Genomic DNA, 14,167 nt, shown 5'->3' with positions numbered 1-14,167 from the left:
GGCTCAGTAGCTCCAGTTGCCGATGTCTGCCGCGCTCCCTTCACCGCCGGGTACGCCGTCTGAACCCAAGGAAAACAGATCGTAATCTGTCGAACGGGTACCCGGGCTCAGGTATTGATAAGGCGTGCCCCACGGATCCAGTGGCAGCCGCTTGAGGTACCCCTGCGGGTTCCAGTTTTTTACCACCGGGCTGCCGGCCGGGTGCTTGCTCAAAGCCTCAAGGCCCTGCTGGGTCGAGGGGTAGCTGAAGGTGTCGAGGCGATACATTTCAAGGGCTGTGGCAATGGCCTGAATATCAGTGCGCGCAGCGGTCACCTTGGCCTGATCCGGGCGGTTCATAAACTGAGGCACGACAATGGCACCGAGCACACCAATGATGACTACCACAACCATGATTTCAATCAGGGTGAAGCCCCGTTGATTGGGTTTTGAAGTACTGTTCATAGGTCAATTCACCAGTTGATTGAGGCCAAGAATCGGCAAGAGAATGGCCATGACGATCAGCAGCACCACGCCACCCATCAGCACCAGCATGATCGGTTCAAACAGGCTCACTACCAGGGCGATACGGGCGGCGAGGTTTTTTTCCTGTTGCTCGGCGGCCCGCGCCAGCATGCTGTCCAGCTCGCCGGCACGTTCGCCACTGGCAATCAGATGCAGCATCATGGGCGGGATATCACCACTGCGCTCCAGCCCTCGAGCCAGAGTGCCGCCTTCGCGGACTGAGCGGGCAACGTCGAGCATGCGTTGGCGTATGGCCAGGTTACTGATGACCGTGGCCGAAATTTCCAGGGCATCCACCAGTGGTACGGCACTTTTGCCCAGTATCGCCAGGGTGCTGGCGAACCGTGCTGCTTCCATTGCCCTCAGCACCCCGCCCACCAGCACAAGGTTGAGCAACAGCACATGCCAGCGCAGCTTCAGCCGCGGCTGACGCAGTGCCCAACGGGTCGCGCCGCAGGCAACCAGCAGCACGATAAAAAGCAACGCGCCATAACTGCGCAGACCATTGCTGATGGCGATCATGGCTTGTGTCAAAACAGGTAATGGCTGGCCACTGTTGATGAAGATCTTGACCACGTCGGGTACAACGTAGCCAAGCAGGAAACCGACAATCGAGAACGAAGCAACCAGCAAGATCAGGGGATAGACCAACGCCAGCTGGATTTTCTGGCGCGAGGCCTGACGGGCTTCGGTGTAGTCGGCCAATTGCTCCAGGACGAGCCCCAGGTGCCCGCTGCGCTCGCCTGCAGCGACCGTGGCCCGGAACAGTTCGGGGAAAGCGCGGGGGAACACCGCCAACGTGGTGGCCAAGGCATGACCTTCCAGCACCCGGCTGCGCACAGCCGCCAGTAAATGGCTAACCCGACGCTTTTCACTTTGAGCCGTGACGGCGCTCAAGGCTTCTTCGAGGGGCAGGCCGGCATGGATCAGAGTGGCTAATTGACGGGTGAGCAGCGCCAGATCCGTGCCCCCCAGACGGGTGCCGGACTGCGCATGGCTGTCCTTCTGCCGATTTTTTCTGGCCTCACCCAGATGGCTCAGGCGCAGGCCCCGCTCACGTAAAAGCTGGCGAGCATGGCGGGCACTGTCAGCCTCTTGAAGCCCCCGGCAATTGCGCCCGTTGGCGTCCTGCGCGCGATACTCAAAAGCAGGCATGCTCAGTCCTCCTGAGTGACACGCAGCAGTTCGTCGAGGCTGGTCTGACCGTCAAGCACCCGCCGTTGGCCATCTTGAAACAGCCCGCAGGATAACTTTCGCGCTTCGCGGATCAGTTCCGGCTCGCTGGCGCCCTGATGAATCATCCCGGCCAGGGCCGGGGTGATACTGACCAGTTCGTAGATACCGGTACGACCGCGATAACCTTGCCGGCAGTGTGTGCAGCCCCGAGCCCGGAACAGGGTCGGCCTGGCCTCAGGGTCAAGGCCAAGCCGTGCCCTGGCGACCGGGTCGGCGGCGTACGGGGTTTTGCAGTCCACACACAGCGTGCGCAGCAGCCGCTGGGCCAATATGCCCACCAGAGAAGACGACAACAGATAGGCATCCACCCCCATGTCTACCAACCGGGTGACGGCGCCAATGGCGCTGTTGGTGTGCAGGGTCGACAGCACCAGATGCCCGGTCAACGAAGCTTGTACGGCGATTTCGGCGGTTTCATGGTCACGGATCTCACCGACCATGACCACGTCGGGGTCCTGACGCAGAATCGCCCGCAGACCTCGGGCAAACGTCATGTCAGCCTTGGTGTTGACCGGGGTCTGGCCGATGCCGGGAAGGTGATATTCCACCGGATCTTCGACAGTCAGAATATTACGGCTCTGGTGATTCAAATGGCTAAGCGCAGCATACAGGCTAGTGGTTTTGCCCGAGCCGGTCGGGCCCGTGACCAGAAAGATCCCATGGGGGCGCGCAAGAATGTGTTGAAACCGACTCAGGGTCTCGGCGGGCATGCCCAGGCACTGGAGATCCAGGCGCCCGGCCTGTTTATCCAGCAGACGCATGACTACCCGCTCACCGTGTGCAGAAGGCAGGGTAGAAACTCGCACATCGACTTCATGCCCGGCCAGACGCAAACTGATGCGGCCATCCTGGGGCACGCGTTTCTCGGCAATATCCAGGCGCGCCATCACCTTGATCCGTGATACCAGCAGACTGGCCAGTTCGCGTTTGGGCCTGAGCACTTCACGCAGTTGGCCATCAATGCGCATGCGCACGGACAGGTAGTGCTCAAAGGTTTCGAGGTGTACGTCCGAAGCCTTCTCACGCATGGCTTCTCGCAGCAGGGCATTGATCAGGCGAATGATCGGGGCATCGCCCTCCTGCTCCAGCAGATCTGCGGTTTGCGGTACTTGCTCGGCCAGGCTCATCAGGTCGAGTTCGTCGTCCAGCCCTTGGGCTACTTGCTCGGCCGCGCTTTGGCCAGCGCTATAGGTGCTGGCCAGCCGCTCGCTGAATTGTGCATCGGTGAGTGTGCTGACCTTTAATTCAGCCGTTGCCCAGCGCTGTGCTTCGGCCAGCGCGGTCAATGGTGTGTCGGCACGAAGCAACAGGGTGGCAGGCGTGGATGAGGTGTCCAGCAGCACCCCGAAACGCCGGGCAAAGCCGAAAGGCAAACGCTCACCTGGCGATGTCATGGTCGACCTGCTTCAGGTGGGCGACGGTTATCTTGCGTAGGGGTATCGAACATTTGATGTGCATTGTCGGGCAACAACCGCGAGCTTTTGCCCTTGGGACCGCTCTCATCGAGCTTGCGCAAAGCGTTGTAACGGCTTTCGCTGATTTCACGCAGATCATTCTTGCTGCGCACAATGGTCGGACGCAAAAAAACCATCAGGTTGGTTTTGGTACGGGTGTCTTTGTTCCAGCGAAACAGGGCGCCCAGGTACGGAATGTCTTTAAGTAAAGGAACGCCACTGACTTGGGTTCGAACGCTGTCCTTGATCAGCCCGCCAATCACGATGATTTCCCCGTCTTCGGCCAGGATGGTGCTTTTCAAGGCGCGTTTATTGGTAATCAGATCGGTTGACTCGACACCCTGCAGTGAAGGGGCTATCTCGGAGTTTTCCTGTGCAACTTCCAGACGCATCAAGCTGCCTTCATTGATATGCGGCTTGACCTTTAGGCTGATGCCGATGTCCTGACGCGTCACCGTGGTAAAGGGGTTTTTGGCGTTTTCACCAGAGCCTGTATAGGAGCCAGTTTTGAGCGGCACGTTTTGGCCCACCAGGATCTCGGCTTCCTGATTGTCCAGGGTCAGAAGGCTCGGCGTGGACAACACATTGTTGTTGGTATCGCTGGCCAACGCTGAAACCAGGACGTTGAAACGGTCGTTGCCAACCTGCAGCACGGCACCTTCTGGGAGTTTGATATTACTTTGGGACAACGCACCAATTTGAATTCCGGTGCCCGGGAAGGTAATACCGCCTCTGCCTCTGCCTGCGTTGACACCCCATTGCACGCCGAGGGTTTTCGCAATATCCCCGGAAACTTCAACAATAGCGGCATGGATCAACACTTGTGAGCGCGGCTGATCCAGTTCGCGCACGATATTTTCCAGGGTACGAACCTGCGCAGGCTCAGCCATGATCACCAGTGCGTTCTGGCTTTCATCTGCCGCTACCATCACTTCGCGGGTTGATGCTTTCTGGGTACTGCTCTCCAGGGCCATGTCCTTTTTCAAACCCGGGCTTACTGATTCCAGTACTGCGGCCAATTGCTTGGCATCGCCATAGCGAAGACGCAGCACCCGTGAGTTTTCCTGCTTGATGCTGCCCGGAGCATCGAGAGAGCGGGCCAGTGCACTCAAGCGCTTGCGCGCTGTTTCGTTGCCAATGATTACCACGCGATTGGTCGATGTGTCGGCGATCACTCGACTGTTCGAACCCGCATCCTTTTTGTCCAGCGCTTGCTCCATGATCCTGGCAATGTCGCTGGCCAGACCATGTTTGAGCACAACCACCGAATGGCCGGAACGCGCACCTGAATCCAGCTGGCGAACCATTTCGACAAGGCGCTGCGTATTGGCTGCAGTGTCGGTAATGATCAGCGCGTTGGCCGAAGCAGAAGGCCCGACGTAACCACTGCTAGACACCAGTGGTCGCAACAGGCCAGCCAGATCGGCCGCGACGCTGCCATTCAGTTCGATGACCCGTGTGACAAAGGCCTCTGCCTCAACCGCTTTCGCATCAGCGCTGCCAGCCCGTGCTTTTGCCTCGGCGGCAGGGATGATCAGTAAACGATCACCTTGGTCAATCACCGAGAAGCCGTGGGCATCGAGCACAGAGTAAAACAAGCGACGTACGCCTTCGCGGTCCAGCTCTTTTTCGGAAATAACCGTGACCCGGCCCTGAACCCTGGGATCAAGAACCACGGTGGCGCCGAGTATCGATGATATTTCCTGCACGACGTCGCGCAGTTCGGCCTCTTTCATCGCCAGTTTCCAGTACTGCTTCTGGGCCCACGCCGGAGATTGCAACAGCAACCCTGCGCACAGCACACAACAGGTAAAAAGAGGGCCGAAAACGAAGGCACCGGGCTTGGTCATGGGCATTTTCTAAAGTTTCCCGGTCGATGGCCGCAGGTAAAAAGTGGTCTCCTGCGAGGTCGTAGCTGGAGCAGTGGATAAGGGCAATACATACTGGTTTGGCGGTTTAAGGGTCAGGTACTCTTCACGCCCATTGCGCCATAGCACCACATGGTCCATCTCGATACGGCGCAGGACACTGCCACCCGGCAAAGGCTCACCTTCCGAGTAGAAACGTGCCGACTGTGCATCGGCCAACAAGGCTTGAGAGGAGCCCTGGCTCGCAACAAAGCTCGCACGCAACTGCAATGGCTCAGCACTCGGTACCCGACGGTCTTGAGTGACAAGCCCGAATAACGTGGCGATCGCTTCAGGCTTGAAAAGCCCGGGAGCCGGAGGATCTGAAACATTCAAGGGTGCGAGTTCCGATTGCATATGGATAGAGTGGCGATACCCTTGTTCTTGCCACACCAAATAACTGCCATAGACCAAGATCAATGCCAGCGACGCCCATACAGATGAAAAGCAGTGTTTGAGTACTTGAATCGAACTGTTCATGACTGTCTCATGACTGAATTGCTCTACCCTGATAAAAAACACCGCTGCGTCAGATGGCAAGTGGATAACTATCAACCTGCACACACATCAACACGCAAATCTCCCTCTAAAAAACAGGCTTAAGCTAAACAGTACCGAACAACTTCACTCCAAAACCCGGCGCCCCCTTACTTAAACAGTCAGGAGCTATCATTGCGACTTGTTTCTAGACCAAGGTAACTTTCCAGCAAGAGCCACACCCGGATCACAATGAGTGGTCTACGGAGCGTATTGCAAGCAGCAGTCCGAATGTAGGGCGGTTATCACTAATACACCCTCAAACTGCGAGCGCTTGAAAGTGCAACAACCAAGAACTCACCCTGGTACATTTATTATTAAAAAACCCAAAGACAACCTTGCCCTGAATAACAGAACGTTGTGCGCAGAATGCAAGCCCGATAACAATAAGCAGCCTTTTATAACACCAAACTTATTTATACAATGGCGAAGGCTGATTTTCACTGGCATGAACAATTATTAATGTAAGGCCAGCCCTCTTGAATCTGTAGGTTTTGTCTCTAACTCCCCTACATTTAGTGTCGGCAGTCATAGTAATGACTACGCAATAAATGAAAATGCCCCGACATGTCGGGGCATTTTTTTATCTGCTGGAGCTTACTGGTGATATTGACCGGAGAACTCATGCACCGCACTGATAAACGCACCGGCGTGCTCGGGTTTTACTTCCGGGGTAATACCATGGCCCAGGTTGAACACATGGCCCGAGCCGTTGCCGTAGCTGGCCAGGATGCGCTTGACTTCGGTGCGGATGGCCTCCGGGTTGGCGTACAGCACGGTCGGGTCCATGTTGCCTTGCAGGGCAACCTTGTTGCCGACACGACGGCGGGCTTCGCCCAGGTCACAGGTCCAGTCCAGGCCCAGTGCATCGGCACCAGCATCGGCGATGCTTTCCAGCCACAGGCCACCGTTTTTGGTGAACAGAATGACCGGCACCTTGCGACCTTCGTGTTCGCGGATCAGGCCGCTGACGATTTTGCGCATATAGGCCAGGGAGAACTCCTGATAGGCCGCAGCCGACAGGTTACCGCCCCAGGTGTCGAAGATCTGCACCGCCTGCGCGCCCGCCAGGATCTGGCCGTTGAGGTAAGACGTGACCGACTGCGCCAGCTTGTCGAGCAGCAAGTGCATGGCTTGCGGGGTGTCGTAGAGCATGGCCTTGGTTTTACGGAAGTCCTTGGAGGAGCCGCCTTCAACCATATAAGTGGCCAGCGTCCACGGGCTGCCGGAGAAGCCAATCAATGGCACACGGCCATTGAGCTCTTTGCGAATGGTGCTGACGGCGTTCATCACGTAGCCGAGGTCTTTTTGCGGATCCGGGATGGGCAGCGCTTCGATGTCGGCCAGGGTGCTGACAACCTTTTTGAAGCGCGGGCCTTCACCCGTTTCAAAGTACAGGCCTTGGCCCATGGCATCGGGGATGGTCAGGATGTCAGAAAACAGGATGGCCGCATCCAGCTGCGGGAAGCGGTCCAGAGGCTGCATGGTGACTTCACAGGCGAATTCGGCGTTCTTGCACAGGCTCATGAAATCGCCGGCCTTGGCGCGACTGGCGCGGTACTCCGGCAGGTAGCGACCGGCCTGACGCATCATCCAGACAGGCGTTACGTCTACAGGTTGCTTGAGCAAAGCGCGAAGGAAACGGTCATTCTTGAGAACAGTCATGTCAGCATCCGGAAAAAAAGTGGGGGCATTTTCTCAGAGACGGACGCAAAAGGCACGGCAAGTGCCGTGCCTTTTATCTATCGGGTCGATTTGCCGCGGTGGAACGTCCTATTTGGCAACACCGCGAAACAACTGTGGGAGCCGGCTTGCTCGCGATACAGACAACTCGATTGATCAGCAGACCGAGTTGATCCCATCGCGGGCAAGCCCGCCCCCACAGGGAATCGGGTTACACGCCCAGGTAATCCATGATCCCTTCAGCCGCAGTACGGCCTTCGAAGATCGCGGTCACTACCAGGTCGGAACCACGCACCATGTCACCACCGGCAAAAATCTTCGGATGGCTGGTCTGATGCTTGAACTGCGACTGCTCTGGCGCAATCACGCGGCCCTGGCTGTCGGTCTGGATCTCGAACTGCTCGAACCACGAGGCCGGGCTCGGACGGAAACCAAAGGCGATAATCACGGCGTCTGCCGGAATGATCTCTTCAGAACCCGGGATCGGCTCCGGGCTACGACGGCCACGGGCATCCGGCTCGCCGAGACGGGTCTCGACCACCTTCACGCCTTCCACTTTTCCTTCACCGACAATGGCGATCGGCTGACGGTTGTAGAGGAACTTAACGCCTTCTTCCTTGGCGTTCTTCACCTCTTTGCGCGAGCCCGGCATGTTGGCTTCGTCACGACGATAGGCACAGGTTACTGATTTGGCGCCCTGGCGAATCGAAGTCCGGTTGCAGTCCATGGCCGTATCGCCGCCACCGAGCACCACAATCTTTTTGCCTTTCATGTCGACGAAATCTTCCGGCGACTTTTCAAAGCCCAGGTTGCGGTTGACGTTGGCAATCAGGAAGTCCAGCGCATCGTGCACGCCCGGCAGGTCTTCACCGGCAAAACCACCTTTCATATAGGTGTAAGTGCCCATGCCCATAAACACGGCGTCGTACTCGGCCAGCAACTGCTCCATGCTGATGTCCTTGCCGATTTCGGTATTGAGGCGGAACTCGATACCCATACCGGTAAACACTTCGCGGCGATGGCTCAGTACGGTTTTTTCCAGCTTGAACTCGGGGATGCCGAAGGTCAGCAGACCACCGATTTCCGGGTTCTTGTCGAACACCACCGGGGTCACTCCGCCACGCACCAGCACGTCGGCACAGCCCAGGCCTGCAGGCCCGGCACCGATAATGGCGACACGCTTGCCGGTGGGCACGACCTTGGACATGTCCGGGCGCCAGCCCATGGCGAATGCCGTATCGGTGATGTATTTCTCCACCGAACCAATGGTCACCGCGCCAAAACCGTCGTTGAGGGTGCAGGCGCCCTCGCACAGACGGTCTTGCGGGCACACCCGCCCGCACACTTCGGGCAGGGTGTTGGTCTGGTGCGACAACTCGGCGGCGGCGAGGATATTGCCCTCGGCCACCAGCTTGAGCCAGTTGGGAATGAAGTTATGCACAGGGCATTTCCATTCACAGTACGGGTTGCCGCAGCCCAGGCAGCGGTGGGCCTGTTCGGCCGACTGCTGGGGTTTAAAAGGCTCGTAGATTTCCACGAACTCTTTCTTGCGTTGACGTAACAGTTTCTTCTTCGGATCTTTGCGCCCGACATCGATGAACTGGAAGTCGTTACTCAGACGTTCAGCCATTGTTAAAACCTCATCAAACTCTTCAGGCGCATATCACTGCGGATTGGCACGGATGCTGGAAAGCAACGACTTCAAGCTGGCAGCCTTGGGCTTGACCATCCAGAAACGACGCAGGTAATCATCGAGGTTTTCCGAGAGGTTGCGACCCCACTCGCTGTTGGTTTCCTCAACGTATTCGTCCAGCACGTGTTGCAGGTGATTACGGTAGGCCTCCATCGCTTCGCCACTGATCCGCTGGATTTCCACCAGCTCGTGGTTAACCTTGTCGACGAAGGTGTTGTCCTGATCCAGCACGTAGGCGAAACCGCCGGTCATGCCCGAGCCGAAGTTGTAACCGGTTTTACCCAGCACACAGACAAAACCGCCAGTCATGTATTCGCAGCAGTGATCGCCTGTGCCTTCCACCACGGTGTGGGCACCGGAGTTGCGCACCGCGAAACGCTCGCCCGCCGTGCCCGCTGCAAACAGCTTGCCGCCGGTGGCGCCGTACAGGCAGGTATTGCCGACAATCGCGCTGTCCTGAGTTTTGTAGACGCTGCCTGCAGGCGGGACTATCACCAGCTTGCCGCCGGTCATGCCTTTACCTACGTAGTCGTTGGCATCGCCTTGCAGGTACATGTGCAAGCCACCGGCGTTCCACACACCAAAGCTCTGACCGGCAGTGCCTTTGAAGCGGAAGGTGATCGGTGCCTTGGCCATGCCCTGGTTGCCGTGAGTACGGGCGATTTCACCCGAGATACGCGCACCGATGGAGCGATCGCAGTTGCAGATGTCGAGGTCGAACTCGGCGCCGCTCATGTCGTTGATCGCCGAACGCGCCATGTCGAGCATCTGCTCGGCCAGCAGGCCCTTGTCGAACGGAGGGTTGCGGTCTACCTGGCAGAATTGAGGCTTGTCGGCCGGGATATGGTCGCTGCCCAGCAATGGCGTGAGGTCCAGGTTGTGCTGTTTGGCAGTCTCGCCCTGGAGGATTTCCAGCAGGTCGGTACGCCCGATCAGCTCTTCCAGGGTGCGCACACCCAGCTTGGCCAGCCACTCGCGGGTTTCTTCGGCCACATAGGTAAAGAAGTTGACCACCATATCGACGGTGCCGATGTAATGGTTTTTACGCAGCGATTCGTTTTGCGTCGCAACCCCGGTCGCGCAGTTGTTGAGGTGGCAAATACGCAGGTATTTACAGCCCAGGGCGATCATCGGTGCGGTGCCGAAGCCGAAGCTTTCAGCGCCCAGAATTGCTGCCTTGATCACGTCGAGACCGGTTTTCAGGCCACCATCGGTTTGTACCCGCACTTTGCCGCGCAGGTCATTGCCGCGCAGGGTCTGGTGGGTTTCGGCCAAACCGAGCTCCCACGGTGCGCCCGCGTACTTGATGGAGGTCAGCGGTGAAGCGCCGGTGCCGCCGTCATAACCGGAGATGGTAATCAAGTCGGCATAGGCCTTGGCCACGCCAGCGGCGATGGTACCTACGCCCGCTTCAGCTACCAGTTTCACCGACACCAGTGCTTTCGGGTTGACTTGTTTCAAGTCAAAGATCAGCTGCGACAAGTCCTCAATGGAGTAGATGTCGTGGTGCGGCGGTGGCGAAATCAGGGTCACACCAGGAACGGCGTAGCGCAGTTTGGCGATCAGGCCGTTGACCTTGCCGCCCGGCAGTTGCCCGCCCTCGCCCGGCTTGGCGCCTTGAGCAACCTTGATTTGCAGCACTTCAGCATTGACCAGGTATTCCGGTGTCACACCGAAACGACCAGTGGCCACTTGCTTGATCTTCGAACTCTTGATGGTGCCGTAACGCGCCGGGTCTTCGCCACCTTCACCGGAGTTGGAGCGTGCGCCCAAGCGGTTCATGGCTTCAGCCAGGGCTTCGTGAGCCTCTGGCGACAAGGCGCCCAGGGAAATACCGGCCGAGTCGAAACGCTTGAGGATCGAGTCCAGCGGTTCGATATCGTCGATCGACAGCGGGGTATCGAGGGTCTTGACCTTGAACAGATCGCGGATCATAGACACTGGACGCTGGTCGACCAGTGCGGTGTATTCCTTGAATTTGCTGTAGTCGCCCTGCTGCACGGCGGCTTGCAGGGTGGCCACCACGTCAGGGTTGTAGGCATGGTATTCACCACCATGCACGTACTTGAGCAGGCCGCCTTGCTGGATGGGCTTGCGCGCACTCCAGGCCTCGGCTGCCAGCAGTTTTTGCTCGGCTTCAAGGTCGACGAAACGTGCGCCCTTGATGCGGCTTGGCACGCCACGAAAGCTCAGTTCGCAAATTTCTTCGGACAGGCCGATGGCTTCGAACAGCTGCGCACCACGGTACGAAGCGATGGTCGATATGCCCATTTTCGAGAGGATCTTGAGCAGACCTTTGGTGATGCCTTTGCGGTAGTTCTTGAACACCTCATAGAGGTCGCCCAGTACTTCACCGGTGCGGATCAGGTCGCCCAGCACTTCGTAGGCCAGGAACGGATAGACCGCCGAGGCACCGAAGCCGATCAGCACCGCAAAGTGATGCGGGTCACGGGCAGTAGCGGTTTCAACCAGAATGTTGCTGTCGCAACGCAGGCCTTTTTCGGTCAGGCGGTGATGCACGGCGCCCACAGCCAAAGAGGCGTGAACCGGCAACTTGCCCGGCGCGATATGACGGTCGCTCAGAACGATCTGGGTGCGACCGGCGCGCGCTGCTTCTTCGGCCTGATCGGCGATATTGCGCACAGCCGCTTCAAGACCGACGCTTTCGTCGTAGTTGAGGTCAATGATCTGACGCTCAAAGCCCGGCAGGTCGAGGTTCATCAGCGAGCGCCATTTTGCAGGCGAGATCACGGGCGAACTGAGAATCACACGGGAAGCGTGCTCAGGGGATTCCTGGAAGATGTTGCGCTCGGCACCGAGGCAGATTTCCAGCGACATGACGATGGCTTCACGCAGCGGGTCGATCGGCGGGTTGGTGACCTGCGCAAACTGCTGGCGGAAGTAATCGTAAGGTGTTCGCACACGCTGGGACAGCACGGCCATTGGCGTGTCGTCCCCCATCGAACCTACCGCTTCGTAGCCTTGCTCGCCCAACGGACGCAGCACCTGGTCGCGCTCTTCGAACGTGACCTGATACATCTTCATGTATTGCTTGAGCTGATCGACGTCGTAAAACGCCGAACCGTGGTCGTTGTCTTCCATGGTCGCCTGAATGCGCAGGGCATTCTTGCGCAGCCATTGCTTGTACGGGTGGCGCGACTTGAGGCGGTTGTCGATCGAGTCAGTGTCCAGCACCTGACCGGTTTCGGTGTCCACGGCCAGGATCTGGCCAGGGCCGACACGGCCTTTGGCGATCACGTCCTCAGGCTTGTAGTCCCATACGCCGATTTCCGAGGCAATGGTGATATAGCCGTTGGTGGTGGTCACCCAGCGCGCAGGGCGCAGGCCGTTACGGTCAAGCAGGCAGACCGCGTAGCGACCGTCGGTCATTACCACGCCGGCGGGGCCGTCCCACGGCTCCATGTGCATGGAGTTGTACTCATAGAACGCCCGCAGGTCGGGGTCCATGGTTTCAACGTTCTGCCACGCCGGTGGAATCAGCATGCGTACGCCACGGAACAGGTCGATACCGCCGGTGACCATCAGCTCCAGCATATTGTCCATGCTGGAGGAGTCCGAACCCACGCGGTTGACCAGCGGGCCGAGTTCGTCGAGGTCACCGATCAGATCGTTGGCAAACTTGGTGCGACGGGCCTGGGCCCAGTTGCGGTTACCGGTGATGGTGTTGATTTCGCCGTTGTGGGCGAGAAAGCGGAATGGCTGAGCCAGCGGCCATTTCGGCAGGGTATTGGTGGAGAAGCGCTGATGGAACACGCAGATCGCGGTTTGCAGGCGCTCATCGCTCAGGTCCGGATAGAAGGCGGTGAGGTCCGCCGGCATCATCAGGCCTTTATAAATGATGGTCTTGTGGGAAAAACTGCAGATGTAGTGATCGCTGTCTGCCGCGTTGGACACCGAGGAACGGCGACGGGCACTGAACAGTTTGATGGCCATGTCCTGATCGCTCAGGCCGTCCCCACCAATAAACACTTGCTCGATCTGCGGCAGACGCTCCAGCGCCAGACGACCCAGAACGCTGGTATCGATGGGCACTTTGCGCCAGCCCACCAGTTGCAGGCCAGCGGCAAGGATCTCGCGATTCATGTTGTCGCGGGCCGCCTCGGCCTTGATCGGATCCTGGTTGAAAAACACCATGCCGACCGCGTATTGCTTGGGCAAATCGGTACCGAACTGCTCCTTGGCGGTTGCACGCAGGAACAGGTCAGGCTTTTGAATCAGCAGGCCACAACCGTCACCGGTCTTGCCGTCTGCGTTGATCCCACCGCGGTGGGTCATGCAGGTCAGGGCTTCAATGGCGGTTTGCAGAAGGGTATGACTGGGTTCGCCCTGCATATGGGCAATCAGGCCGAAACCACAGTTATCCTTGAATTCATCGGGGTGGTACAGACCTGCTTTCATAGACACTTTCTCACCAGGCTGCCCCAAAAAGGGGCAAATTTCTTTTAATTCAACCACTTGCTTCCCGCGCTGAACGTACGCCAGCTTGGCAGGGGCAAAAGGGTGGTCATTCTACACACCGTCACAAAGACCCACAAATTAAGCGGCGTTATACCGTAAATTTATGTCGCATTTATGAAAGGTTTAAAGCGATTTCTCGTGCTAGTCAAAACATTTTTGATGTTGACTGCTACACGGCGCAGACACCACAAGGCACACGGCTGTTAAGGCCGCATGCACAAGCAGGAGTTTTGATGGACTAGAACGGCGACCTGGGTAAGGTCGCCGGATCATCAGCGAGCTGCAGCCAGCTCTTTTTGGACGCTGGCGACAGTGCGAGGCCAAGGTTTACCAGCCTGCGTCTTCGCTGGCAAGTTCTTGATTGCTGCAGTTGCTGCAGCATGGCTTGGGAAGTTGCCATAGGTGACGACGTACAGCGGCTTGCCATTCAAGGTTTTCTTGAAGTAACGAGCATCACCGCCCAGTTCTTTGGCGACATTTTGCGCAGACGCTTCAGAGCTGGTGCCGACGATCTGCACCACATAGTTATTGGCAGGCTGGCTGGCGTACCAGCTACCGCCTGGTGCGGCCTTGGCCAGGCTAACCGGCTTCTCGGCCGGTTTGACCACTGGTTTGGCTGCCGGGGCCGGGGCAGGCTTGGCCACTGGCGCAGGCTTGGCCGTGGCCACGGTAGG

General features: G+C 58.1%; 9 protein-coding genes. All 9 read right to left on the bottom strand.

The window, feature by feature from the left end:
* Positions 1-3: 3 nt before the first annotated feature.
* Complete coding sequence (gene gspG, locus GHO42_RS17830; RefSeq protein WP_095031382.1) at positions 4-444, bottom strand: type II secretion system major pseudopilin GspG; 441 nt, start codon at positions 442-444, stop codon at positions 4-6.
* A 3-nt stretch (positions 445-447) separates the two neighbouring features.
* Positions 448-1,659: a type II secretion system inner membrane protein GspF gene (gene gspF / locus GHO42_RS17825; protein ID WP_095000858.1), complete on the bottom strand. Its 1,212-nt coding sequence runs from the start codon at positions 1,657-1,659 to the stop codon at positions 448-450.
* A 2-nt stretch (positions 1,660-1,661) separates the two neighbouring features.
* Positions 1,662-3,134, bottom strand: coding sequence for a type II secretion system ATPase GspE (gene gspE / locus GHO42_RS17820; protein WP_095023791.1), 1,473 nt, complete (start codon positions 3,132-3,134; stop codon positions 1,662-1,664).
* The gene (gspD, locus tag GHO42_RS17815; RefSeq protein ID WP_095020163.1) at positions 3,131-5,044 is read right to left on the bottom strand and encodes a type II secretion system secretin GspD; all 1,914 of its coding nucleotides are present in this window, start codon (positions 5,042-5,044) and stop codon (positions 3,131-3,133) included. The genes gspE and gspD overlap by 4 nt, the downstream gene beginning before the upstream one ends.
* A gap of 9 nt (positions 5,045-5,053) precedes the next feature.
* A complete protein-coding gene (locus tag GHO42_RS17810) occupies positions 5,054-5,581 on the bottom strand; it encodes a type II secretion system protein N (protein WP_095000855.1) in 528 nt (175 codons plus the stop codon).
* 654 nt (positions 5,582-6,235) lie between these two features.
* A complete protein-coding gene (hemE, locus tag GHO42_RS17805; protein ID WP_095000854.1) occupies positions 6,236-7,303 on the bottom strand; it encodes a uroporphyrinogen decarboxylase in 1,068 nt (355 codons plus the stop codon).
* 229 nt (positions 7,304-7,532) lie between these two features.
* Positions 7,533-8,951 (bottom strand): FAD-dependent oxidoreductase, encoded by a 1,419-nt coding sequence (locus tag GHO42_RS17800; protein ID WP_095000853.1) that lies wholly within the window; start codon positions 8,949-8,951, stop codon positions 7,533-7,535.
* A gap of 33 nt (positions 8,952-8,984) precedes the next feature.
* Positions 8,985-13,433 (bottom strand): glutamate synthase large subunit, encoded by a 4,449-nt coding sequence (gene gltB, locus GHO42_RS17795; RefSeq protein ID WP_095001092.1) that lies wholly within the window; start codon positions 13,431-13,433, stop codon positions 8,985-8,987.
* 332 nt (positions 13,434-13,765) lie between these two features.
* The coding region (locus GHO42_RS17790; RefSeq protein ID WP_178114931.1) for an SPOR domain-containing protein at positions 13,766-14,167 on the bottom strand (402 nt) is incomplete at its 5' end.

Origin of the sequence: Pseudomonas sp. FSL R10-0056 (genome assembly GCF_009600105.1) — a bacterium.
Classification (GTDB): domain Bacteria; phylum Pseudomonadota; class Gammaproteobacteria; order Pseudomonadales; family Pseudomonadaceae; genus Aquipseudomonas; species Aquipseudomonas bubulae.
Note: the sequence above shows the minus strand (reverse complement) of the source record. Positions and strands in the feature narration are given on the sequence as shown.